Origin of the sequence: Bacteroides stercorirosoris (assembly GCF_900142015.1) — a bacterium.
GTDB lineage: Bacteria > Bacteroidota > Bacteroidia > Bacteroidales > Bacteroidaceae > Bacteroides > Bacteroides stercorirosoris.
This window is the reverse complement of sequence record NZ_FQZN01000005.1, coordinates 33,852-58,149: the sequence shown is the minus strand read 5'-3', so window position 1 is coordinate 58,149 and position 24,298 is coordinate 33,852. Positions and strand designations below refer to the sequence as shown.

General features: G+C 45.8%; 18 protein-coding genes. 4 read left to right on the top strand and 14 right to left on the bottom strand.

Going from position 1 to position 24,298, the window contains the following annotated elements:
* Nucleotides 1-2 precede the first annotated feature (2 nt).
* The 8 genes from lgt to polA all read right to left on the bottom strand — a co-directional run bounded on the left by lgt (nt 3) and on the right by polA (nt 8,865).
* A complete protein-coding gene (gene lgt / locus BUC01_RS05300) occupies nt 3-845 on the bottom strand; it encodes a prolipoprotein diacylglyceryl transferase (protein WP_025830846.1) in 843 nt (280 codons plus the stop codon).
* A 21-nt stretch (nt 846-866) separates the two neighbouring features.
* Nucleotides 867-1,790, bottom strand: a complete 924-nt coding sequence (locus BUC01_RS05295; RefSeq protein WP_025830847.1) for a ketopantoate reductase family protein — start codon at nt 1,788-1,790, stop codon at nt 867-869.
* An 11-nt stretch (nt 1,791-1,801) separates the two neighbouring features.
* The gene (locus BUC01_RS25070) at nt 1,802-1,963 is read right to left on the bottom strand and encodes a hypothetical protein (protein ID WP_243462307.1); all 162 of its coding nucleotides are present in this window, start codon (nt 1,961-1,963) and stop codon (nt 1,802-1,804) included.
* 73 nt (nt 1,964-2,036) lie between these two features.
* Nucleotides 2,037-3,140, bottom strand: coding sequence for a redox-regulated ATPase YchF (ychF, locus tag BUC01_RS05290; protein WP_044534838.1), 1,104 nt, complete (start codon nt 3,138-3,140; stop codon nt 2,037-2,039).
* Nucleotides 3,141-3,527: 387 nt separating this feature from the next.
* A complete protein-coding gene (locus BUC01_RS05285) occupies nt 3,528-4,148 on the bottom strand; it encodes an HD domain-containing protein (protein WP_025830848.1) in 621 nt (206 codons plus the stop codon).
* A gap of 10 nt (nt 4,149-4,158) precedes the next feature.
* Entirely contained in the window at nt 4,159-5,187 is a 1,029-nt protein-coding gene (locus BUC01_RS05280) for a PDDEXK nuclease domain-containing protein (RefSeq protein WP_025830849.1), read from the bottom strand.
* 180 nt (nt 5,188-5,367) lie between these two features.
* Entirely contained in the window at nt 5,368-5,760 is a 393-nt protein-coding gene (locus tag BUC01_RS05275) for a DUF3836 domain-containing protein (protein ID WP_025830850.1), read from the bottom strand.
* Between the two features lie 279 nt (nt 5,761-6,039).
* The gene (gene polA / locus BUC01_RS05270) at nt 6,040-8,865 is read right to left on the bottom strand and encodes a DNA polymerase I (RefSeq protein ID WP_073312943.1); all 2,826 of its coding nucleotides are present in this window, start codon (nt 8,863-8,865) and stop codon (nt 6,040-6,042) included.
* A gap of 86 nt (nt 8,866-8,951) precedes the next feature.
* Between polA and BUC01_RS05265 the strand changes: the two genes are divergently transcribed.
* A complete protein-coding gene (locus tag BUC01_RS05265; protein WP_025830851.1) occupies nt 8,952-9,926 on the top strand; it encodes a polyprenyl synthetase family protein in 975 nt (324 codons plus the stop codon).
* Nucleotides 9,927-10,023: 97 nt separating this feature from the next.
* Here the strand turns inward: BUC01_RS05265 and deoC are convergent, their stop codons facing one another.
* The 6 genes from deoC to mnmG all read right to left on the bottom strand — a co-directional run bounded on the left by deoC (nt 10,024) and on the right by mnmG (nt 16,342).
* Entirely contained in the window at nt 10,024-10,926 is a 903-nt protein-coding gene (gene deoC / locus BUC01_RS05260) for a deoxyribose-phosphate aldolase (protein WP_025830852.1), read from the bottom strand.
* Entirely contained in the window at nt 10,913-11,251 is a 339-nt protein-coding gene (locus BUC01_RS05255; protein WP_025830853.1) for a nucleotide pyrophosphohydrolase, read from the bottom strand. The genes deoC and BUC01_RS05255 overlap by 14 nt, the downstream gene beginning before the upstream one ends.
* Nucleotides 11,251-11,703, bottom strand: coding sequence for a D-aminoacyl-tRNA deacylase (dtd, locus tag BUC01_RS05250; RefSeq protein ID WP_025830854.1), 453 nt, complete (start codon nt 11,701-11,703; stop codon nt 11,251-11,253). Before dtd ends, BUC01_RS05255 begins: the two co-directional genes overlap by 1 nt.
* Before the next feature lie 318 nt (nt 11,704-12,021).
* Complete coding sequence (gene uvrC, locus BUC01_RS05240; RefSeq protein WP_073312941.1) at nt 12,022-13,851, bottom strand: excinuclease ABC subunit UvrC; 1,830 nt, start codon at nt 13,849-13,851, stop codon at nt 12,022-12,024.
* 34 nt (nt 13,852-13,885) lie between these two features.
* A complete protein-coding gene (locus BUC01_RS05235; RefSeq protein WP_025830856.1) occupies nt 13,886-14,410 on the bottom strand; it encodes an adenine phosphoribosyltransferase in 525 nt (174 codons plus the stop codon).
* A gap of 57 nt (nt 14,411-14,467) precedes the next feature.
* On the bottom strand, nt 14,468-16,342 hold the full coding sequence (gene mnmG, locus BUC01_RS05230) for a tRNA uridine-5-carboxymethylaminomethyl(34) synthesis enzyme MnmG (protein WP_073312939.1): 1,875 nt from the start codon (nt 16,340-16,342) through the stop codon (nt 14,468-14,470).
* Between the two features lie 149 nt (nt 16,343-16,491).
* On the opposite strand from mnmG, the gene BUC01_RS05225 reads away from it, so the two are divergent.
* The 3 genes from BUC01_RS05225 to BUC01_RS05215 are packed head-to-tail and all read left to right on the top strand — an operon-like array spanning nt 16,492 to nt 24,279.
* Nucleotides 16,492-17,481 carry a zinc ribbon domain-containing protein gene (locus BUC01_RS05225; protein WP_081795747.1) on the top strand — a complete coding sequence of 330 codons (990 nt, stop codon included), beginning with the start codon at nt 16,492-16,494 and terminating at the stop codon, nt 17,479-17,481.
* Nucleotides 17,482-17,523: 42 nt separating this feature from the next.
* Nucleotides 17,524-20,931, top strand: coding sequence for a protein kinase domain-containing protein (locus BUC01_RS05220; protein WP_073312937.1), 3,408 nt, complete (start codon nt 17,524-17,526; stop codon nt 20,929-20,931).
* 15 nt (nt 20,932-20,946) lie between these two features.
* On the top strand, nt 20,947-24,279 hold the full coding sequence (locus tag BUC01_RS05215) for an AAA family ATPase (RefSeq protein ID WP_025830858.1): 3,333 nt from the start codon (nt 20,947-20,949) through the stop codon (nt 24,277-24,279).
* Nucleotides 24,280-24,298: the final 19 nt, after the last annotated feature.

Genomic DNA, 24,298 nt, shown 5'->3' with positions numbered 1-24,298 from the left:
ATTTACTTTTTTATCGTTTGCTTTCTCCCGTAAAAGAGCATGAAGTATATTCCGATGATAATGAACGGAACACTGAGCCATTGTCCCATGTTGAGAGTCATTGTATTCTCAAAATTCACTTGGTTTTCCTTGAGGAATTCCACGAAGAAGCGGAAGGTGAATATCTCTGTCAGGCAAAGTCCGAAGAAGAAGCCGCGGTACAGCTTTGTGCCGTGATCTGATTTCTTATATAAGTAAACCATTCCCAGAAAGAAGATGAAGTAGGCGATGGCTTCGTAAAGCTGTGCCGGATGGCGGGGTAGCATGTCTATCCGTTCGAACACAAAAGCCCAAGGCATATCAGTGGGCTTGCCGATGATTTCGGAGTTCATCAGGTTGGCAAGGCGGATGCAGCAGGCGCAGATGGGGGTGGCTACGGCTATCATGTCCAGCACGTCCATGTAGTGCATCTTGGTTTTGCGGCAATAGAGCCACAAGGCGATAATCAGTCCGAGGGTACCGCCATGACTGGCAAGTCCCTTGTAGCCTATCCATTTCCAGCCTTCGCCCGGAAACTGCCTGATGGGAAGTATCATCTCTATCAGATGATTCTGGAAGTAATTCCAGTCGTAGAAGATACAATGCCCTAACCTTGCTCCGAGGGTGATACCGATTACGCAATAGAAAAAGAGCGGGGTGAATTTGTCCTCACTGATTTTTCGGTCGCGGTATTGACGCTGGACTATGATGCAGGCAAGTACGATGCCGATGCCCCACAGTAGCCCGTAGTAGCGGAGGGGGAAGATTCCGAAGAGGTTGAACAGTTCGGGGTCGGGATTCCAGTTGATGGTGAGCAGTGATGGCATAAATATATCTGATTATATGGTTTATTGTTTAAACTTCTCCGCCACCATCCTGTACGTCGGAATATCAATCCCCTGTTCTTCTGCGGCAGCAATCATATCAAAGAGCAACCCTTGCACTTCACTTTCGTGTCCTTTAGCCATATCCTTCTGCATGGAAGCGGTACTTTCCGGGTCCAGTTTGTCGATAACTTTAAGATTATATTCTACAATGTCTTCCTTGAAGTCAATGCCGAGCTTAGCGCCCAGTGCGGCACTTTCCTGAGACAGTCCGATAAACGTATCGCGCACCTCTCCCGGCTTCTGCACTTCGCCCATGGGCACATCGTAATAGGCTCCGGTGACAGCCATAGCGGAGATAAAAGACCACTTCACGAAAGTATCCCGGTTGATGTCGGGAGATATTTCGGCTTTGATACCGCTTTCCTGCAAATCCTGTTGGATAGTTTCCAACGTTCCACGGGGAACAACCGTACCTTTGTGTGCACCGTAAACCAGACGGAATATCTTGCCCATTTGCGTGATTTCCCCTTTGCCGGACACGAAGCCGACAATGTAGATGCAACCGTCCAGAACCGTCACTCCGGGCACCAAGCGTTGGATGCGGGGACCTGTGCCGTAGACATTGAGAATAGGGATTACAACCGTGTCCTTGTGGGCGGAACGTTTTATCAACTCCGTTATCGAGTCTACGGAATAGCCTTTGACGCATACAAAGATGACGTCGGCTTTGCCTGTATATTCTTCGGCGGTATAGGCTTTTATGGGTAGTGTATGTTCACTTTTCAGATCGGAGTGCAGACGCAACCCGTGTTCGCGCAGGGCAGCCAGGTGCTCACCGCGGGCAATGCAGGTGACATTTTTTCCGGCAAGGGAAAGAAAGGCGGCGATACTGCCTCCCACGCCACCTGTGCCGGCTATAAGGTATTTCATATGATTGTTCTCCATTTTGCAATGTACTATTTTACGTAGATTTCTTTTTCCATATAGTAAAGCCCTTCGCCGCGGTCACCGTTCTTATAGTCTGTCACACGACCGGAGATGGTCACTGAGTCTTGTTGCTGTGCATAGGCGACACTGCACAGAAGCATGAGGAATAGGGTAGGGAAGAATTGCTTCATGGTTGGTTTGCAGTATTATTCTGTGATTAAATCGCCCGCCATCCGGCGGGCGATTTATAATGAGTTCCGTAAATCAGACGTTGAACCGGAAGTGCATGATGTCTCCGTCCTGCACCACGTATTCTTTGCCTTCCACGCCCAGCTTTCCGGCTTCGCGTACAGCAGCCTCGCTGCCATACTGGATGAAGTCTTCGTACTTGATAACTTCGGCACGGATGAATCCTTTTTCAAAGTCGGTGTGAATAACTCCGGCGCATTGCGGAGCTTTCCAACCTTTCTGATAGGTCCATGCTCTCACTTCCATTTCTCCGGCGGTGATGAAGGTTTCCAGATTCAGCAATTGGTAGGCCGATTTAATCAGGCGGCTTACACCGGATTCCTTTAATCCTACTTCTTCGAGGAACATCTGGCGGTCTTCATATGTTTCCAGCTCGGCGATGTCCGCTTCGGTCTTGGCGGCTACAATCAGGATTTCGGCATTTTCGTCCTTCACTGCTTCGCGCACCATTTCCACGTATTTATTGCCGTTCACTGCACTTGCCTCGTCCACGTTGCAGACGTACATCACCGGTTTGCTGGTCAGGAGGAAAAGCTCTTTGGCAATCTTCTGTTCGTCTTTGGTCTCGAACTGCACGGTGCGTGCGCTTTTGCCTTGTTCCAGTGCTTCTTTATACTGCACCAGTACATCGTAAGCCAGTTTGGCAGCTTTGTCGCCACCCGTCTGTGCTTGCTTCTGCACTTTCTGGATGCGGCTTTCAATGGTTTCCAGGTCTTTCAGTTGCAACTCGTAGTCGATGATTTCCTTGTCGCGCACCGGGTTGATGCTTCCGTCCACGTGTGTCACGTTCTCGTCGTCGAAGCAACGCAGTACGTGGATGATAGCATCCGTTTCACGAATGTTCGCGAGGAATTTGTTACCCAGTCCTTCGCCTTTGCTGGCACCCTTTACGAGTCCGGCAATGTCTACGATTTCCACCGTAGTGGGCACGATGCGTCCCGGATGTACCAGTTCGGCGAGCTTCGTTAGGCGCTCATCGGGCACGGTGATTACACCCACATTTGGTTCTATTGTACAAAAAGGGAAGTTTGCCGCCTGCGCTTTTGCGTTGGACAAACAGTTGAAAAGCGTCGACTTGCCTACGTTCGGCAGGCCGACAATACCACATTGTAAAGCCATTATCTATTTCGTTATTACTTTGTTTTCTGCCTGCAAAGATAGGTATTCTTCTGTTTATTGCCTTACGGATTGTACTTTTTTACCATTGGGGGCATTTGTTTTCATCTGAAGATTAGTGGTAAATGCAAGTAGATTCAGCTTTTTGAAAGGATGGAGAGTAGAACATACTCTGCATGTCCTTTAAAGATGTCTTTGTTATTATGCTAAGATATACTTACCTACACCCGGGTGTTGGTAATATCAACATGGGGATGTAAGTAGTACTAACACCCGGGTGTCGTAGTTACTAACATGGGGGTGTTGGTAAGTGGAAGTATTAAAGAAGAAGAGGGCATAGTTTAAAGAGAATGAGGTAAAGAATATATTAAGCGTGGTTATTCATGCTTATTACTTTTTCTCGGCAAACAACTGTTGGAAGATACTCCTCAACTGTGCTTCGTCTGCGATAATCTTTTGCAGTTCTTTCAGCCGTTCTGCATTCTTTGATTCCGGGAACCAAAGCTTCAGGTATCCGCCCGGTGCATATTTCTCCATCAGATGTTGATGAAAACGCTGATAATGCCATTCTTTTTCCGCTTCCGGTTTCTGCTTCAAGCCATATTGTACGGTACGGCGCAGGGTGATGATGGGGTCAATCACACGATCTGCCTCTGCTACTATTTTACCGTAAATGCTTCGTGGTTCGTGCTCGGCAGATGCGCGATGGTCTTCCACCGCTTCTTTCATGATTTCGATTTCTTCCTCACTAAACCATTGGCGGAGTGTTTCGTCTTGCTTCAGAATCTCGCCTGAAAGGAGATGGTGCGTAGCTCTGTCCCGGCAAAGTCCTGTATCATGGTATGCAGCGATGGTATATGCCATGCTTTCATTTACGTCATATTTCGCGGCAAGTGAAAGGCTTTCTTCAATCACTGTCTGCACATGTGAAAGGTTGTGAGCTTTATCAAAATGCTCGTAACGCGGGATAATTTCCGTTTCGATGTAGTGGGTGAGGGAGGCAGGTATCATGTTTCTTCCTTTATTTAGTTATCAGTACTTCTAATTTCTTTGCAATGTCCTCCGGTGCCGGGAGCAGCTTTTTATAATCATCCGGTAATTCTGACGACAGGCTGTAAGTAGCTACACCAATAGGGAGATTAGAACTCTTTAGGGCGTATTCTACAGTTGTTCTCTTCTTGGATTTGCAAATAATGATGCCGATTGCGGGGTTTTCGTGAGGGAGTTTTACGGTATCGTTAAGTACGTTCAGGTAGAATTCCATCTTTCCTTTGTATTCCGGTTTGAACTCTCCGATTTTTAGTTCAATAGCAATCATAGCCTGCAAACGCCTGTTGTATAAAAGTAAATCGATGAAATACTCTGTATCATCCACTACTAACTTATATTGATTGCCAATGAATGAGAAATCCGGTCCGAACTCCATCAGGAATGACCGGATATTCTTAACGATAGATTGCTCCAGTTCGTATTCGGAATGCTCTTCGTCCAATCCGGCGAAGTTCAGTGAGTATTCATCTTTAAGTGCAAGAACAGCCTGGTTTCTTATCTTTTCGGGTAAGGTCTTGTCGAAGTTGTTTTGCCCGAGCAAATATTTCTCGTAAGTTTTTAGCTCTATTTTATTGATGAGTACATCTTTGGTCCATCCAAACTTTCTGGTTGCCAAAATGTAGAATTGGCGTTGTTGTGTCTCTTTGCATTTTGTTAGGATGACGATATGTTTAGACCAACTGATTTCTCCAACTAATGGTTGGAGAATTTCATTTGATTGATATTCAGCATAAAAACGGGCCATGTCCCACATGTTGGAAACACCAAAACCTTTTATTCCCGGAAATTCTTTCTGTATATCCCGGGATAAAGTTTCTACTACAGATTTTCCCCATCCTGAGATAGCTTGCTGTTCTGTAATTCGTTTGCCTATTTCCCAGTAAAGGGCAATCATTTCTTTGTTGACTGCTTTCAGTGCTTCATATTGGGCAGAACGGATGCGAAGGGTTATCTCATTCAGGAAGCAGGTATATTCGGTAGTTATATTTTTATCTTCCATTGTATTGTCGGCTATTTCTTTTTGGGATACAAAGATAACTTAACTTTTAGTCTATGGGCGGCAAAGTTATGAAAAAAGCCGGGATACATCACGTATTCCGGCTTTCACTTGGTGTACAAAACTTATAAAGGTTTCGGTTTGTTCAATTTGTTAGAATTTTAAGAGAGAATCTGTCGTCTTTTACAGATTAGGATTGTCCATTGTAACTGTCATGTCAGGAACAAGGACATATGTTTTTTGTTTGCTGTTCCACTTGTAGTAAGTAGTAGTGAGACTTTTTCCCTGGTAAACATAGCAAACGCGGAGATCGTTTTCCCAAGCGTTCTTTGTGCTGTTCCACTTCATCGTTTCACTTTCCGTCATGCGTTTCTGGTCGTCATACTTGTAGCTGTACTTCATATAGTTTGCTAAAGTGCTGCCGTCCATCTTGTAAACGGTCTGTCCTACCATCACTCCGTCTTTTTCTTCCGAATTGTAAATGAGGTTGTTTTTGTTAGCTGCAGAAGCTACAATGCTACCAAACAGAATTACTGCTGACAAAGCAACTGTTTTTAAAAATACTTTTGTTTTCATGGCTCTATATGTTTTTAAGTTATCTCTTACTGTTTTTTATCAATATGTCATTAAAACCGCCGCAAAGGTACGGATTAAATTGACATAAATGCAATAAATAGTTTAAATATAGTCAAAATGTTAGGAGTGCGTAGTTGCTTACTCTTTCTTTTTGCCAATATTGATGACAAAAAAATATCCGGCAGTGATGTTGCCGGATATTCTGGTGAGCAAACTGTATTTTGAATGAAATGCTTCGGTTGCTTTCTGATTGTAAGTTAAATAAAGTTATAAGATGGTTTAGTGGGCTTGAAGCCAGTTCTTTCCCCACCCGCAATCGGCTTTCAGAGGTACGTGCATACGATATGCTCGTTCCATCTCTTCGATTACAATTTGTTGCACGAACTCTTTTTCAGCCTCTGGAACGCTGAAATTTAGTTCGTCATGAACCTGTAAAATCATCTTTGCTTTCAGATTGTAAGCTTGGAAGCGTTTATAGATGCGCGCCATGGCAACTTTGATGATGTCGGCGGCACTTCCCTGGATGGGGGCATTGATGGCATTGCGCTCTGCATACCCGCGCACGGTTGCGTTTCTTGAATTGATGTCGGGCAAGAAGCGTTTGCGGTGGAAGATGGTCTCCACATAACCTTGCTCGCGGGCTACTTGTATGCTCTTATCCATATATTCACGTACTTGCGGATAGGTTTCAAAGTATCCGTCAATCAGTTCCTTGGCCTCTTTACGGTCTACGTTCATACGTTCTGCCAGTCCGAAGATGGAGATGCCGTAGATGATGCCGAAGTTGGCTGTCTTGGCTTTACGGCGCATATCGGAGGTGACGTCTTTGATATCTATCTTATATATTTTAGCGGCGGTGGCGGCATGAATGTCATATCCGCTGAGGAATGCGTCAATCATGTTTTTGTCTTCGCTCAGATGCGCCATAATGCGCAGCTCTATCTGTGAGTAGTCGGCAGAGAAGAACTCGCAATCATCGTCCGGAATAAAAGCCTTACGGATTTCCTTGCCGTCTTCGTCGCGGATGGGGATGTTCTGTAAGTTCGGATTGCTGGAACTGAGCCGTCCGGTGGCTGTGACTGCCTGGTTGAAAGAGGTATGGATGCGCCCTGTGCGTGGATTAATCAATAGAGGGAGAGCATCTACGTATGTTCCCAAGAGCTTCTTCAGTCCACGGTATTCCAAAATTTTCCCGATGATGTCATGCTTGTTGCGCAGGCTTTCCAGTACTTCTTCGGAGGTGACGTATTGCCCGGTCTTGGTCTTTTTCGCCTTATCAATGATTTTCAGTTTGTCGAACAGGATTTCACCTACCTGTTTGGGCGAGGCGATGTTGAAAGTCTCTCCTGCCAGCTCATAGATTTCTTTCTCAATTTCTTGCAGGCGGGCGGTGAAGTGTTCGGACGTCTGTTTCAGCGCTTCGGTGTCTATACGGACTCCGTTACTTTCCATATTGACAAGCACGCGCACCAAGGGCATCTCTATTTCATAGAAGAGATGTTCCACGCCTTGCTCCTTCAACTCCTTTTCGAGTACGTTCTTCAATTTCAGGGTTACGTCCGCATCTTCGCAGGCATATTTATAAACGTCCTCCGGCGGAAGGTCGCGCATGTTTTTCTGGTTCTTTCCTTTCGGACCGATAAGCTCGTCGATGTGGATGGTTTGATATTGCAGATAAATCTCCGCCAGATAATCCATGTTATGACGAAGTTCGGGTTGCAACACATAATGGGCAAGCATTGTGTCGAAAAGTTCGCCTTTCACTTCCACTTCATAGTTTTGGAGGACAAGAATGTCGTACTTGATATTTTGTCCCACCTTCACCGAATTTTCATTTTCGTAAAGCGGGCGGAACTCATTTACTATTTTTAACGCTTCTTCCCGTTCGGGCGGAACCGGAACATAGTAAGCCTGATTTTCGGTGTCGCTGAAACTCATTCCTACCAATTCTGCCTCCATTGGCTCGGCCGAAGTGGTTTCTGTATCTATTGAGAGAATTTTCGTTGTAAGTAACTTTTTAATAATTCCCGCTCTTTTCTCTTCTGTATCAATGAGTTGATAGTCCGGATTAAGCGTTTCTAAACGCGCGAGATTTGATTTTTTCGGCTCTTCCGTCCCGTCGGGCGCAAATTCTTCAAACAAATTGCCTTGGACAGGACCATTATTTTGGGCAAAAAGCGGACTTGCTGAGAAAAGGTCGGGAGTTTCGGAAGAAGGGGAGGGGGAATTGCTTTTTTTAAGTACGCGGTCGATGAGCGTGCGGAATTCCATCTCTTCGAAAATTTTCCGGAGTTCTTCTTCATTCGGTTCTTCGCGAACGAGTGCTTTCATATCAAGCTGGATAGGAACATCAATTTTGATGGTCGCAAGGAATTTGGAGAAGGTAATCATTTCGCGGTTGTTCTCCACTTTGGTCTTCAGGGCGCCTTTCAGTTGGTCGGTATGTTCCAACAGATTTTCGATGCTGCCGAATTCGCTGATCAGCTTTTGTGCGGTTTTCTCTCCGACGCCCGGACAACCGGGAATGTTGTCGGAGGCGTCACCCATCAGTCCGAGCATATCAATGACTTGCCGGGTGGACTGGATGTCGAACTTGGCTTTCACCTGCTCTATGCCCATGACCTCAAAGCCGCCTGTGTGCTTGGGTCGGTACATAAATACGTTTTCGGATACCAACTGGCCGTAGTCTTTATCAGGGGTCATCATGTAGGTGGTGATGCCCTGCTTCCCCGCCTCCGTGGCAAGCGTGCCGATAACATCGTCGGCTTCATAGCCCGGTACTTCCAGGATAGGGATGCGGTATGCGCGGATGATATCCTTTATAATAGGTACGGAAAGCCGTATGGTTTCCGGAGTTTCCTCCCGTTGTGCCTTATATTGTTCATATGCTTCATGGCGGAAGGTGGGTCCGGCAGGGTCGAAAGCGACGCCGATATGGCTTGGATTTTCTTTTTTGAGCACTTCCTCAAGCGTGTTCACAAAGCCAAGAACGGCAGAGGTATTGAACCCTTTGGAATTGGTCCGCGGGTTTTTGATGAACGCGTAATAGGCGCGATATATCAATGCATAGGCATCGAGAAGAAACAGTTTATCGTCAGAATTCATATATTTATCCTTTTTTTCATGGTAAAAGTACAAAAAAATACGGTATTAACTGTTTTATTACTATTTTTGTGGGAAAATAGCGATGCATGGACAACTCATCACTTATAAAATCTCCGATAGCGGCAGAACTGGATGAATTTAAGAAGCTGTTCGACACTTCACTTACCAGTTCCAACTTTTTACTGAATGAAGCAATCTCACACATTCGGAAAAAGAACGGGAAAATGATGCGTCCGATGTTGCTCTTGCTTATAGCCAAATTATATGGTCCGGTTTGTCCGGAGACCCTTCATGCGGCGGTTTCCCTTGAATTATTGCATACGGCCAGTCTGGTTCATGACGATGTGGTGGATGAAAGCACCGAACGTCGGGGGCAGTTGTCGGTGAATGCTATTTATAATAATAAGGTAGCGGTGTTGGTGGGCGACTATCTGTTGGCAACCTCGCTTGTGCAGGTGGGCAAGACGCATAATTATGCTATTATCGACGTGGTTTCCCGCCTCGGACAGAACCTGTCGGAAGGGGAGCTTCTTCAGCTTTCCAATGTAAGCAATCTCCAGTTCTCCGAAGAAATCTATTTCGATGTAATCCGTAAGAAGACGGCTGTGCTCTTTGCGGCTTGCACCAAAGCGGGTGCTCTTTCGGTGGGAGTGACCGATGAACAGGCTGAATTTGCGCGCCTGTTTGGTGAATATATCGGTCTTTGTTTCCAGATTAAGGATGATATTTTCGACTATTACGACAGTAAGGAGATAGGCAAGCCTACGGGCAACGATATGCTTGAAGGCAAGTTAACCCTCCCTGTGCTCTATGCTTTGAACTCAACTTGCGACAAGGCAGCTGAAGAAATCGCTATGAAGGTAAAGGATGGAAGTGCTACATCCGATGAAATCGCCCGTTTAATCGAGTTCGCCAAGCAGTATGGGGGCATTGAATATGCGATAAAGACAATGCACGCGTATAAAGAAAAGGCCTTATCTTTGCTGGAGACCCTGGCTGATACAGATGTGAAAGCCGCTCTCGTGGCTTATCTGGATTTTGTGGTGGACAGAGATAAGTAACTATAAGATATTGCCTCAAAAATAAAGCGAAGGACTCATTTCTCAGTAAGAAGAGGATGAGCCCTTCGCTTTTATTTTTGACTGAATATGCTTCTTCTTAGAAGAATTTCATTTCCTCCCCTTTGATTTCAGAAAGCAAAAGATTGGCTAAACGGCTGGTACCCAGGCGGAACCATTGATTGTCAAGCCATTCTTCGCCAAGCACCTCTTTAACGATGGTATAGTAAATAACCGCATCATTTACAGTATTAATGCCTCCGGCAGGCTTGAAACCTACCTTATTACCGGTCATGTCATAATATTCCTTGATGGCCTGGCACATCACATAGGCGGCTTCCGGCGTTGCGGCAGGTTGCTGTTTTCCGGTAGAGGTTTTGATGAAGTCCGCACCCGAATACATGGATAGGATAGAGGCTTTCATGATGTTGGAAGCTGTCTTCAGGGCACCTGTTTCCAGTATGACTTTCATGTGATGTTCTTTACAGACATCTTTCAGTTCCTGTATTTCCTCGCACATACTCTCGTAATCTCCGCTCAGGAACTTTCCCACTGAAATGACGATGTCTATTTCATCCGCACCTTCCATCAGTGCCATAGCGGTTTCTGCAACTTTCACCTCCGTAAAGGTTTGTGAAGAGGGGAATCCGGCCGAAACGCAGGCTATCTTTACATCCTCCACTTCCAGGGTGCTCTTTACGATTTCCGCAAAATTAGGATAGACGCAGATGGCTGCAACATTCTCCAAATCGGGGAACTCATCATCGAACTGGTTTACTTTTTCCGTGAATTTCATCACGCTTTCATCGCTGTCCGTGGTGTTCAGCGTGGTGAGGTCGATGCAGTGGAACAAGAACTTTTTGACTTCTTCCGTATGGTTTCCGGGCACTTTTTCTGCGATGAGTTTTGCTACTTTGGCGGCTACTTCCGCATCGTTCAGCTGGGTGTTGTACTTTGCCAATGCGGCATCATACTTGTTCTGTGTGGGTTCATTCTTCTCCATGGTCATGCAATTTAGGATTATTGATATGTCGGGTGTTGTCCCGTTTGGTTTTCTTCTCCAGGTTGCGGGCAAAGGCTTCTGTGACGTTTACACCCGTCTGATTGGCAATGCAGAGAAGTACCCAGAGGACATCCGCTATTTCGTCATCGATATTGTCTTTTTCTCCTTCTTTGAAGGACTGGTCGCCGTATTTGCGGGACATAACTCTTGCCAGTTCGCCTACCTCTTCGGTAAGGACGGCCATGTTGGTGAGTTCGCTGAAATAGCGTACACCATACTTTTTAATCCAGCTGTCTACTTGTAGCTGAGCTTCTTCTAATGTCATCATTCCTTATTTTTTGTATCCATACAGATGGTCACAGGACCATCGTTCAATAATTCTACCTTCATATCGGCGCCAAATTCGCCAGTACCTATTTCTTTACCTAATGAAGAACTCAATTCTTGGCAAAACTGTTCATACAGCGGGATGGAAATTTCAGGTTTAGCTGCCCGTATGTACGAGGGACGGTTACCTTTTTTAGTGGAGGCGTGGAGGGTGAACTGGCTTATTACCAATATTTCTCCGTCGATGTCAAGAATGGATTTGTTCATCACTCCGTTTTCATCGTCGAAGACGCGGAGGTTGACAATCTTTTTGCAGAGCCAGTCGATATCTTCCTGCCCGTCTGTTTCTTCAATGCCTACCAGTATCAAAAGTCCTTTTCCAATAGCAGATTTGCAAGTTCCATTGATTGTAACGGATGCGTGTCCGGTACGTTGTATGACTATTCTCATGTTCTTTTATCCTAATTTTTTTAATCTTTTCCGGACTGCAAAGTTACGAATAAATTCGTGATTGCCTGTAATTTGGGCGTATGATTATTCACTACTACACTTATTGATGGGGATTTGTTCGCGTCTATGTGAATTTGCCCCGCTTGTAGGGGCGTTTTACCGGCATTAATCCCTTTGTCTTTGCCATCGCATTGGCACAACATTGCCATGCCTATGGCACAGTCTTGCCATGCCTGTGGCACTGTCTTGCCAAGCTTATGGCACAACCTTGCCAAGCGCATGGCAAGGTATTGGCACTTAACAAATAAATCGTAGCGGTTAAGCCATCCCGAAGTGCTCTTTAATGACTTTCGCTTTGGCTTCTCCTGCCACTGCCGTGAGGGCTTCTAAAGATGCTTCTTTGATGCGTTTCACGCTCTTGAACTCTTTGAGTAGGGCTGATTTCGTTTTTTCGCCGACGCCTTTTATCTCATCCAGTTCGGAGGCAATCTGCCGCTTGCTGCGTTTGTCGCGATGGAAGGTGATGGCAAAACGGTGAACCTCGTCCTGTATCTGCGTCAGAAGCCGGAAAAGGGGGGTGTTTTGCTTTAATCCGATAGTTTGCGGTGGAAAGCCGTAGAGCAGCTCTGATGTGCGGTGTTTACCGTCTTTGGCAAGTCCGGCGATAGGAATGTTCAGATTCAGTTCGTCCAGCACCTCTTTTACGGCGCTCATTTGCCCTTTTCCGCCGTCGGTGATAAGAAGGTCGGGTAAGGATGCTTTCTCCTCGATAGCGCGCTGATAGCGGCGTCTGACGACTTCTTTCATAGAAGCATAATCGTCTGCGCCTACTACCGTCTTTATATTATATTTTCTATAGTCCTGTTTGGAGGGTTTGGCTTTCTTGAATACTACACAGGCAGCTACGGGATCGGAGCCTTGAATGTTCGAGTTATCGAAACATTCTATCTGTATAGGCAGTCGGTCCAAGTGCAGCTCATCCTGTATTTCTTTCATTAGCCGGACGCTTCTCTGTTCCGGATTCAGCTTTTCAGCCTGTTTCAATCGGTCGGCCTTATACTGTTTCACGTTCAAGATGGAAAGATCCAGCAGCTTCTTCTTATCTCCCCTTTGGGGAATGGTGAAGACGACATCTTTCAGTTCCATATCCACTTCAAAAGGTACGATGATTTCGCGTGAAAGACTCTTGTAGCGTTCGCGCATTTCGATGATACCCAATTGCAGAAGCTCTTCTTTCGTCTCGTTCAGCCGCTTTTTGTATTCAAAGGTAAATGCCTGATTGATGGCGCCATTTGTGATGTGGAGATAATTGATGAAAGCTGATTTCTCATCGCTGTCTTCCTCTATAGAGAATACGTCAATGTTGTGCAGTACATTGCTCACTACTTCTGATTTGGCACGGTAGTTCTCTATCAACATATACTTTTCCTTGACCCTTTGCGCTTCTTCAAACTTCATTTCAGCCGCCAGTACCTGCATCTGTTGGAATAACATCCGTTCTATTTCCTGCGTGTTCCCTTTGAGGATTTCCTTGATTTCACCGATGTTTTTCATGTAGTCATCCAGTGATTGTTTGCCTACACAGGGGCCTGCACAGTTCTTGATGTGGTATTCCAGACAAACATTGAATTTGCCTGCGTTGATGTTTTCGGGCGAGAGGTTGAGGTTGCAAGTACGCAACGGATACAAATGCTTGATAAGATCGAGCAATGCATTCATGGAAGGCACATGGCTATAAGGACCAAAATAAGAAGAACCGTTGCGTATGATCTTGCGTGTCTTGAATATCCGCGGGAAGTATTCGTTTTGCACGCAGATAGAAGGATAAGTCTTATCATCCTTTAAAAGCACGTTATAGCGCGGCTTATACTTCTTGATCAGATTATTCTCTAATAATAGTGCGTCTTCCTCGGAATTAACGACAATGTAACGTATGTCTGCAATCTTGCTGACAAGTACCCTTGTTTTTCCCGGTTCGTGCTCTTTATTGAAATAGGAGGAAACCCTTCGCTTTAAGTTTTTGGCTTTGCCTACGTATATGATAACCCCTTCGGTATTCAGATATTGATAAATACCGGGGCTTTCGGGGAGGTTCAACACGATCCCTTTCAGATATTCGCTGGTTTTCAGTTCCGGGTTATTCTCCATGGATTTCTTTAGTCTGTTTGGGCTAAGAAGCCGGTTATAAAGAAAGTACCGACTGCACGTCTACGTCTTTGCTGAATAAATCTTTTCCATGTAATTCCTTCAACTCGATGATGAAGTTTACATAAATCTTCTTCGGGTTCATCTTCTGCACTAACTTGCAGGCTGCTTCCATTGTTCCACCTGTTGCAAGCAAATCGTCGTGAAGCAACACGACGTCGTTCTCATCCAATGCATCCTTGTGTATCTGAATGGTGTCTTTGCCGTATTCCTTATCGTAGCTTTCTTCTATTGTTTCTGCGGGGAGTTTGCCGGGCTTACGGATGGGGATGAAACCTGCGCCCAGGCGGGTGGCAAGGATAGGTCCCATAATGAACCCTCTTGATTCAATGCCTACGACTTTCGTGATGCCTTTGTCTTTATACATTTCGTACATGGTGTCCGAAAGTTCCTGCAGTCTGGCAGGGGCTTTGAATAATGTTGTTACGTCGTAAAAGAGGATTCCCGGTATAGGGAAATCGGGGATTTCCCGAATGCTTTTCGCAAGAGTTTCTTTGCTCATAATCAGTATTTTTAATGCGTTTATTGAATTCTTTTGTTTCACGTGGAACGTCCCGCGCTATCTGCCCGAAAGTACCAGCAGGACGTTTATATCGCTTGGTGATACTCCCGGAATTCGGCTTGCCTGAGCGATTGTTTCCGGGTCAATCTTCATCAGCTTTTGTCTGGCTTCGGTGGAAAGGGATTGAATAGAATTATAGTCGAACTTTCCTTTTATCTTGATGCTTTCCAGTCGGGCCAGTTTATCGGCAATGATTCGTTCGCGTCCGATGTACCCTTCATACTTGATGAGGATTTCGGCGGCTTCAATGATTTCTTCTTTTCTTTCGGTAATCTTCTCCAGTTCCCGGCGGAAGGCATCGACGTGTTCCGCCATATTCTCGATAGTCACTTGCGGACGGTTTATCAGATCTACTAATTTGCATCCTTGACGCAGGGGAGTAGTGCCTAATCTTTCTAATGCCGGATTGATTAGCGCCGGTTTCATCGAATAACTGCGGGTGAACTCTACAATGCTGTTGATGGCTTCACGCTTCCGTCTCAACAGTTCGTAGCGGTCGCCCTTGACGAGTCCGAGTTTCCATGCCCTTTCAGTAAGGCGCATGTCGGCATCGTCCATGCGTAATAAGATGCGGTATTCAGCACGTGAAGTAAACATACGATAAGGCTCGTCTACTCCTTTCGTGACGAGGTCGTCGATTAATACGCCGATATATGCTTCGTCGCGTGCCAGTGTAAATGGCTCGCCGCCGTGGCAATTGATATGTGCGTTGATGCCGGCGATGATTCCTTGTCCGGCCGCTTCTTCATATCCGGTGGTTCCGTTCACTTGTCCGGCAAAGAACAGATTTTTGATTTTCTTCGTTTCCAACGTATGCTTCAGTTGGGTAGGGTCGAAGTAGTCATATTCGATGGCATAGCCCGGGCGGTATATAACCAAATCTTTGAATGCCGGGATTTTCTTTAATGCCTCGATTTGGATATTCATCGGGAGTGAAGAAGAGAAGCCGTTCAAGTAAAGTTCTTGCGTTGTTTCTCCTTCGGGTTCCAGAAAAAGTTGGTGCTGCTCTTTGTCGGGGAAGGTGACGATTTTAGTTTCAATGCTGGGGCAATAGCGGGGGCCGATGCTTTGGATTTGTCCGTTGAAAAGGGGAGAATCTGGTAGCCCTTCACGTAACACACGGTGCACCTCTTCGTTCGTGAAGCAAGTCCAGCATGGAAGTTGCTTCAAGTGGCGGACGCTGGTGTCCATGAATGAGAACTTATGGAAGTCAGATTCTCCATCTTGTATTTCCATATATTCATAGTGCACGCTCCGACCATCAATGCGGACGGGAGTGCCGGTTTTCATACGCCCGTATTCAATGCCATGTCTTGCGATGGATTCGGTTAATTCGTAGGATGCAGGTTCTGCCATACGGCCACCGGCAAGTTTGGTGCGCCCAACGTGCATTAAACCATTCAGGAAAGTTCCGGCGGTTAATACAATGCATTTGGCACGGAAAGTAACATCCAGCAAAGTCGTCAAGCCTACTACCTCTCCATTTTCAACGAGGATTTCACGTACGGTATCTTGCCAGATATGCAGGTTCGGAGTATTCTCCAGGATTTCGCGCCATGTCCAGATAAACTTGTTGCGGTCGCATTGCGCACGCGGGCTCCACATGGCGGGACCTTTAGAACGGTTTAGTATGCGGAACTGGATGGCGGTTTGATCGGTAACCAACCCCATGTATCCTCCTAATGCATCTATTTCGCGTACGATTTGCCCTTTGGCAATACCACCTACGGCAGGATTGCAACTCATCTGTCCTATCTTGTTCATGTCCATGGTGATAAGACAGGTTTTTGAACCCAGATTTGCTGCGGCAGCGGCAGCCTCACAGCCGGCGTGTCCGGCGCCAATTACAATAACGTCGTATTTAAACTCCATTCATTCAATGTATTTAAAACCGTGCAAAGTTACGAAAAAAACAGCTATTCCTCCATCTTTTTTACGTATTGCCACTTTATTCACTGAATAAATTGATATATTTGGAAACTTAAAATCTGGTAAGTCAACTTAAAGTCTGAATACGGTTTATGGAACAACAACATCAGTCTTTATCGGAACAGCAGGTAAAGACGCAACAAAAAACTACGGAAAAGCAAGCGGAACAGCCGCAATGTTGCCCTAATTGTGGGACGCCCTGCCACAGTGGTGATAAATTCTGTGAGGAATGTGGGATGCCGTTGAAGGGGAAATCATGCGTTCGTTGTGGTGTCCCGATTCAAGCAGATTGGGAGATTTGTCCCCATTGCGGGCAAAGTCTGCATGCAGAGTTATGTTCTTTTTGCGGGGCATCGATGGAAGCGGATGATTCCTTTTGTCCCGACTGCGGTAATCCGCGCACAGGAATTATCTGCCCGGATTGCAATACTTTGAATTTTCGCAGTTTCTGCCGGAAGTGTAATCGTCCGCTGAATGAAATGGCTATGCAGGAAATGCAGAAAGCCAAGCATGATCCGGTCTTTCAGGAAATGCTGGCGTTGGCACAGGAACTTGCCGATTTGGAAGAACGAATACTGGACACTCCTTCCGGAGAAATATCCGAAGAAGATTCGGAACCTCCACAGCTTGAGCTGAGTGAAGCCGACAAAAAACTGATACAGCAATATAAAGACCTTTTTGCCGGTAGCGGTTCTTTGGAAGAAATCTCCATTCCCAAACCCAAACCCCTCAAAGAAACTCCCGTGCAGGCACGTCCCAAAATACAATTGAATGTGAAAAGAGTGGATCTCGACGAGGCGAAGCAATTGTATAAAGAGAAGTTGGAAGAAATGCGGGGTCTTATGGAAAAACTTCGTCCGGAAGGAGATATGACTCCGCAAATGCAACGGAATTATTATTCAGCAAGAAAACTGCCTGTTTTGCGGAAGTCGGTTTCGAAAGCTCCTGTTTGCTGGGTATGCAATCTTTGCGGCTGCCAGCATAATCAGCCGAGTGAATGTGCGCAGCCGGAACTGGGAGGTACATGGATTTATGAAGATGTGGTAACTGTTACGAAGACTTTTGAATATCAGGATGATTGATTCTGGTGGAAACCGATAAGCCAATTTAAAACTGTATAATATATGAGCGACTTGAGAGACAGTGATAAAACACTGCGCCCTGGCGAGGGGGAGAAAACTTTGCGCCCAAGTGTTGCCAATGTTGATAAAACCTTGCGTCCCGGCGCGGCAGGTATCGATAAGACTTTGCATGTCGGTGCTGTAGAAGATAAGACTCTGCGTCCGGCGTCAGCCAATGATGCCACTCTGCGTGCCGAACAACAAAAGGTGATTGAGGCAATCACTCGTCAATATGATACCGAGTATCTGATTAAAGGGCTGAATTACAGGGTGATAAAGGCTATTTCGGACGGAACTGGAGAAGCCCAGATATTCTTGGTAGAGAATAAGGGAAAGCAATACGTTCTGAAACTCTATTATGTTGGTATTGAACCTCCTCCTAATCATCAGATACTTGAAATTATCAGACAATCTCCTCGCTCCGGACTATTGGTGGATATAATAGATCACGGTCAGTGGGATAATCCCCGTGTTCACGGTGAATTGAGGCATTATGAGATAATGAACTATTGCAAAGGTGGTTCTTTGGATAAGATAAGTTTGCGTGGAAATGAAAGTAAACTTTGTGAAATAGCTAAACAGGCGGCGGCTGCCATTGATTTTTGTCATAAGCATGGTTTCATTCACCGTGATATAAAGCCGGGTAACTTTTTCTTTGCCGATGAGACACAGAAACAAGTATTGCTGGGAGATTTCGGTATTTCGGTGAGGTGTAATGAAAACGGTATTGCCCGTACCGACCAGGCCCGTACCCGTATTTATGCGGCACCCGAAATGTACTACACCGTTCCGGGAGAAAATCGGGTGGAAATTGATACGAAGAGTGACTTTTATTCTCTTGGCATGGTTTTGCTTTGTCTGTGGATGGGAGAAAAAGAGTTCAAAGAAAGAGAATTTGAGCTGATGAAGCGCAAGCGTACCGGTGATTTGCCCTTTCCGGCGGACTTGTCCGGACGTACATTGAAGCTGATAAAGGCACTGACTGCTCCACAACCGGAAAAACGTTGCGGTTTTATGGAGATTGTCCGTTGGGCACGCGGAGAAGATGTATTCAGTGACTTTGCAGGACAGGAGAGCAGACGTAGCTTCAGCATTATTTTTAATGCCGGAAAGAATCAGGTAGCCCATTCTCCCGAGCAATTGGCCGATTTTATGCGACAAGACCAAAGTCTTGCCATTAAATATCTCTATACGGGGAAGTTGACTAAATGGTTGACGGATAATCAGCGTCCTGAACTGGCTACGGAGATTGAAGACATTGTCGAAAAACGCTATCCGAAAGATCAGACAGCCGGATTGTATGCGGCGTGTTATATGCTCAATGTGGATATGCCTTATTATGATATCAAAGGCCGTCCGCGGACTACTGCCGAAGAAATAGCCCAGTCGCTCGTCGAGAATTTCGGTACTTATCAGTCGACATTGGCAAATTCCAATGACCCTCTTTTCCTTTTCTTTAATGCGCATGATTTGAAGCGGCTTACGGACGATGTTGTTCCGTTGTTTAATAAGAAAGACCGCCAGCGGGAAGCTTTGTGGCGCTTGATTTACGAGCTTGATCCCTCACGCCCTTATGAATTGATCGATGAAAAGGGGAATCTGGGACGTTGCAACACTCCGGAAGATGTATTGCATTACGCTTATAACCATATGCTTAGTGCCGATTCATGGAATGATTTGGCGGAAGATTCTTTCTTGGTGTGGCTGGCAGCTCGTGACAAGGGCTTGGTGGGGAAAATACGTACCCAGCTGAAAGGCTTTAATGCCTCTAATGCGGCCGTCACTTATGGCGTACTTTATAATTTGAGTCCGAAGGTGTCCTTTACCCTGCAAATGGATGAAACGGCAAGCAATTATTACTTTACGCATACTCAAATAGCCCAATTCATCAATCAGCAACTGATGATTTACAAGAACACACCCAAGAATGATTCGGACCATGAATATGCCGATTACATTCTCGGAATGCTGTCCGGCATGAAAGGTTCACGCCTCTACTTCTATCTGAAATCAAAAGGAGTATATGATGATAAGATTAAGTGGATAGACTATTGCTTCGAACTGAAATCCAAAGACAATCTCCGTAAGGCAGGACCTTACAACTGGATTATCGCTACGTTTAAAGCTATTAAAGGATTGGGTGCTCAACCTTACTATTACTTCAAAGGTAGCGATAAGAGTATCACTGATTTAAGCGAATTAAAGTCCATTCCATCGAAGGAAGTGAAGAATGAACTGGAAAACGGGTATTTAAGAGACTGGCTGACCTCCTTCTTCCAGGAAAATCCGCTTAAGAACCTGTCACCCAAGTTTGCTTATGAACAGGAAACGGTAAAATACCTCGAATTCATCGAGAAAATAGACAGTAAGGATACAGATGTCTCTAACTTCCGCATCGCTACGGATTTTGTGAATAAGAATATCCGAAAAGTACGTTTGCGTTGCCGCACACTGACTATAATGCGTGTGTTGCTTGGAGTGCTTTGCTTTATTCCCATACTTTCTTTTGCGGCCGCATTGTGTTTTTATGGGCTCCCGTTTACCGAGAACCCATTGCCGGGCTTCTCGCTGGGCGCTATTGTGACGATGGGTATTATTCTGGGTATTCTCATTTTTGTGACCTCTGACTTCGAGAATCTTATCGGAAGTGTGATTCTGGGCTTTATTGTGGGGGCAATTGTCTACTATGCAGTGTATTTTGTCTTGAATCTGATTATGCCATACGCACATTATGTCTTGGCAGGACTTTTGCTTCTGTTGGCTTATTATCTGATGAAGAGTTGTTATCTGAAGCTTCCGGTTGAACGGAGGTCGCATGAGCATCTGTTGAATCCCGGTTTTGAAGAGACCGGTTTGGAGCCGTTACACTTTGCTTTTAAGGCGGATGTGGGAAGCCACTTTGAGTCTTCTATTGGCGGTGAATCCGCGCAATATGCCAAATACCTGAAAGACTGTATCCGTAAATTTTCCTATCGGGCTATACTCTCAATGGTAGTGGTGGGATGGTTGGCCTATCTGTTTATGCAATACACTCCTGCATTTGGCTTGGATGCTTCTCGATTTTTGCAGAATGACGGTAAGATTAAAGAGCTGGTGGGCACATGGACAGGTACGTTTGAGGGACGCGATGCGACACTGAATATTACGAATGCAAGTTCGGAGGGACTGAAAGCAACCATACATGTACAATATAAAAACCTCACTAATGAAGAGTTGAAGGGTAGCGTGAATACGGTTACGAATACCATTCATTTTGACGATGTACACAAGAACGGCACGCTTGACGGCCAGTACAATGGTTCATTCTCCGGCGATGGAATGGATGCTTTTGAAGGAACTTACGAGAATTATACGACTAAAAAACAAGTGAAATTCAGTTTTACGAAAGCAAAAGCGGCTGTCGGGAACTGATAAAAGCGAATAAGTATGAATTGTCCGAAATGTAATAAACCGAACCGTGAAAGCGCAGTCTTCTGTAAATGGTGTGGCGCCCATGTAGTGACCAAAGCTACCGAGCCTCTGCGCGAACTGGTGGGTATGGAGACCGTGAAGAATCAGTTGCAGGATTTGGTGAACACTTGTGAGTCGCTTACCTTACGTGCGCAGAGTAGTGGAATCGCCATCCGTTTGGGAATGGATATGATTATTACGGGAAATACCGGAACGGGTAAGACGAAGTTGGCGGCTGTGTTGCAAAAGCTGCTGTATTCCAGTGGCATCATCAAGAAACCTGCTATGAAAGTGATTGATGCGGTGGATTATGAAGAGTTTGCCAAAGAGTGGGATAAGAACACTTCCGACTTAAAAGGAGGTATTCTCTGTATTGAGAATGCACAGAAACTTCTGCCTTCGGGGGCTGCCAATGACATCAATAAACTCGATAAGTTATTCAGTTGTATGGACAAGTGGAATAACGACCCGATTGTTATCCTTTCCGGGCTTTCATCGGCGTTTAAAGAGTTTCTGGTTTCTAATCCGGATGTACGGAACCGCTTTGAGTATTACTTTGATCTGAAAGATTTCAGCGTGGACGAATTGAAACAGATTTGCGTCAATGAACTCAAGAACCGCTATGGAATAACATTGGATGAAGAAGCGGATGCCAAGCTGGAGCGTGTGTTCAAACAAGAGATGCGGCAGAAATCTGATGACTTTGGCAACGGACATCTGGCAGTGAAAAAGGCGGCGGATATTTTTGCGAATACTATCAAGCGTGATCCGAATGCATCGGTTGCTGTTGCGGCGGATGTTCCCGGCAAGGAATTCCGGCAGAAGAGTTATGAAGAAATCATGGCTGAACTGGACGAATTTGTCGGAATCGATGAAATCAAGGCAACGGTACGGAAAATCATTAATAAAATAGATTTTGAACGCGACCGGAAGGGAGACGGTGCCCGGCGCGAAGTGAAGGATCACTTCTTATTTCTCGGTAATCCCGGAACGGGTAAGACTACGATTGCCCGTATCTTCGCCGATATACTTAATTCACTGGAAGTATTGCCTGTCGGCCAGTTAGTGGAAGTTTCCCGTAAAGAACTGGTGGCCGGATACGTAGGACAGACAGCTTTGGCTGTGGAGAAATATGTAGATATGGCTATGGGCGGTGTGCTCTTTATTGATGAAGCCTATACGTTGAAACAGGGAGATAATGACCAGTTTGGGCAGGAAGCGATTGATACATTGCTGAAACTGGTGGAAGACAGGCGCGGGCAATTCGTTGCCATTGCCGCCGGATATACGAAGGAGATGGGAGAGTTCCTGAGCTCCAATTCCGGTATGGCTTCCCGATTCAATGAAACAGTGAACTTCCGCGATTATAAAGCCGATGAATTGGCGGAAATCTTCCGTCGGCAGGTGAAAAAGGAGCATCTGACGCTGGATGAAGAGGCTGAGGTATTTATCCGTAATTACTTCTCGAAGATGTATCTGACACGTACACGCAATTTCGGTAATGCCCGTGAAATGAGGAATGCGCTGGACCGTGCCATCAAGAACCAGGGAGTGCGTTTGCTGGAACTGAAAGGTACGCCGGATTATGATACTTCTATGGTACACGTGCTGACGCGTGCCGATATCGAAGGTGAGGAAAGCAAGAATGTAAAGAGCCTTGATGCTGTACTTGCCGAGTTGGATGAATTTGTCGGCATGGATAGTGTGAAAGCTGAAATACGGGCATTGGCAAATAAGATAGCAATGGATAAGGAAATGATGGAGATGGGCATTGCCGATGCTGAAATAACACCCGTACATATCGTTCTGACAGGTAATCCGGGGACCGGCAAAACGACCATTGCCTGTAAACTGGGTGAAATCTTCAAAGCTATCGGCTTGCTGCCTACCGATAAAGTGATAGAGCGGGAGCGGAAAAGTCTGATAAGCACCTATCAGAATGAGACTGCCAAACTGATGGACAAGGCTTGTGATGAAGCTATGGGAGGCATCCTTTTCATCGATGAAGCATACGTTCTGATGCCTATCAGTGCCGGAGGCAGCAAGGATCAGACGGGAGTGGAGGCTGTGGAGGCTCTGATGACCCGTATGGTGAAAGATGCCGGAAAGTTTGTCGTGATATGTGCCGGTTACCGGACTGAGATGGAGGAATTCATCAATAATGCTAATCCGGGTTTCCGCCGTCGTTTCAGCAACTTCCTGCATATAGAGGACTATACGGCGGACCAGCTGATAGCTATCTATCGTTCTCTTATCAGGAAGAAAGGCAATACGCTAACTCCTGAAGCCGAAGAGGTGCTGACGAAACTGGTGGATGAGATGTTGGCGTCCAAGGATGAGAATTTCGGAAATGCCGGTGAAATGGTGAAGCTTTTCGAGAAAACCAAGAGCCGTCGTGCCAATCGTTTGGCTCAGTTGCATGCCGGCGGGCAGACATTAACCCGTGAACTGTATCTGACCATTGAGGCGGAAGATATTCCGTATGATCCGCCGAAGATGATTGACGAGGAAGAATGTATGACTGAACTCAACCAATTAATTGGGCTGACGGGTGTGAAGCGTGAGGTGAAAGAAATTGTCGATTACATCAAAGTGGAACGTGCGAAGGCTGAAGCGATGGGCAAGAAGTTCCAGGGAGTGGTAGACCATTACCTCTTTGTGGGAAATCCGGGTACGGGAAAGACCACTGTGGCGCGTATTATGGGGAATATATTCTATTCTTTGGGAGTATTACCCAGCAATCGCCTGCTCGAAGTGACGCGGAAAGATTTGGTGGAAGGCTATGTGGGACAAACCGCTAAAAAAACGGCGCGCGTGGTGAAACGTGCGGTGGGTGGAGTACTTTTTATTGATGAAGCCTACTCATTGATGGGAGATAATTTTGGCCAGGAAGCAACCAATACGATTTTGCCCATGATGCTTGATTATAAGGGTAAGATGGTTTGCATTGCAGCCGGTTATCCGCGTGAAATCCGTCAGTGGATTGATACAAATTCCGGTTTGGAGTCACGCTTCACCAAAGTGATCCATTTCGAGGACTATAATCCCGATGAATTGGCGCAAATCTTCATGATGAAAGCAAAGAAGGACAAACTCACCCTGACCCCTGAAGCGGAGAATGCCATGCATGCTTATTTTGAAGAATTGTATAATCGTCGTGACCGCAACTTTGCCAATGCCCGCGAAGTAAACAACTATTTCGACCGGGTGAAGAAGAATCAGAGTTCACGTCTCCGCCATGAGATGGAACGTCCTGACTTTGATCCGGCAAGCTATGGCATACTGTTGCAGGAAGACGTGAATAATTGACAATTGATAATTAAGAGGG

Bases quoted from the DNA above. Each gene is read 5' to 3' on its own strand.
- lgt (WP_025830846.1), bottom strand. From the start codon at position 845: ATGCCATCACTGCTCACCATCAACTGGAATCCCGACCCCGAACTGTTC.
- BUC01_RS05265 (WP_025830851.1), top strand. From the start codon at position 8,952: ATGGACAACTCATCACTTATAAAATCTCCGATAGCGGCAGAACTGGAT.
- BUC01_RS05225 (WP_081795747.1), top strand. From the start codon at position 16,492: ATGGAACAACAACATCAGTCTTTATCGGAACAGCAGGTAAAGACGCAA.
- BUC01_RS05235 (WP_025830856.1), bottom strand. From the start codon at position 14,410: ATGAGCAAAGAAACTCTTGCGAAAAGCATTCGGGAAATCCCCGATTTC.
- BUC01_RS05295 (WP_025830847.1), bottom strand. From the start codon at position 1,790: ATGGAGAACAATCATATGAAATACCTTATAGCCGGCACAGGTGGCGTG.
- deoC (WP_025830852.1), bottom strand. From the start codon at position 10,926: ATGGAGAAGAATGAACCCACACAGAACAAGTATGATGCCGCATTGGCA.
- mnmG (WP_073312939.1), bottom strand. From the start codon at position 16,342: ATGGAGTTTAAATACGACGTTATTGTAATTGGCGCCGGACACGCCGGC.
- BUC01_RS05215 (WP_025830858.1), top strand. From the start codon at position 20,947: ATGAATTGTCCGAAATGTAATAAACCGAACCGTGAAAGCGCAGTCTTC.
- uvrC (WP_073312941.1), bottom strand. From the start codon at position 13,851: ATGGAGAATAACCCGGAACTGAAAACCAGCGAATATCTGAAAGGGATC.
- polA (WP_073312943.1), bottom strand. From the start codon at position 8,865: ATGAATTCTGACGATAAACTGTTTCTTCTCGATGCCTATGCATTGATA.
- BUC01_RS05280 (WP_025830849.1), bottom strand. From the start codon at position 5,187: ATGGAAGATAAAAATATAACTACCGAATATACCTGCTTCCTGAATGAG.
- BUC01_RS05220 (WP_073312937.1), top strand. From the start codon at position 17,524: ATGAGCGACTTGAGAGACAGTGATAAAACACTGCGCCCTGGCGAGGGG.
- ychF (WP_044534838.1), bottom strand. From the start codon at position 3,140: ATGGCTTTACAATGTGGTATTGTCGGCCTGCCGAACGTAGGCAAGTCG.
- BUC01_RS25070 (WP_243462307.1), bottom strand. From the start codon at position 1,963: ATGAAGCAATTCTTCCCTACCCTATTCCTCATGCTTCTGTGCAGTGTC.
- dtd (WP_025830854.1), bottom strand. From the start codon at position 11,703: ATGAGAATAGTCATACAACGTACCGGACACGCATCCGTTACAATCAAT.
- BUC01_RS05275 (WP_025830850.1), bottom strand. From the start codon at position 5,760: ATGAAAACAAAAGTATTTTTAAAAACAGTTGCTTTGTCAGCAGTAATT.
- BUC01_RS05255 (WP_025830853.1), bottom strand. From the start codon at position 11,251: ATGACATTAGAAGAAGCTCAGCTACAAGTAGACAGCTGGATTAAAAAG.
- BUC01_RS05285 (WP_025830848.1), bottom strand. From the start codon at position 4,148: ATGATACCTGCCTCCCTCACCCACTACATCGAAACGGAAATTATCCCG.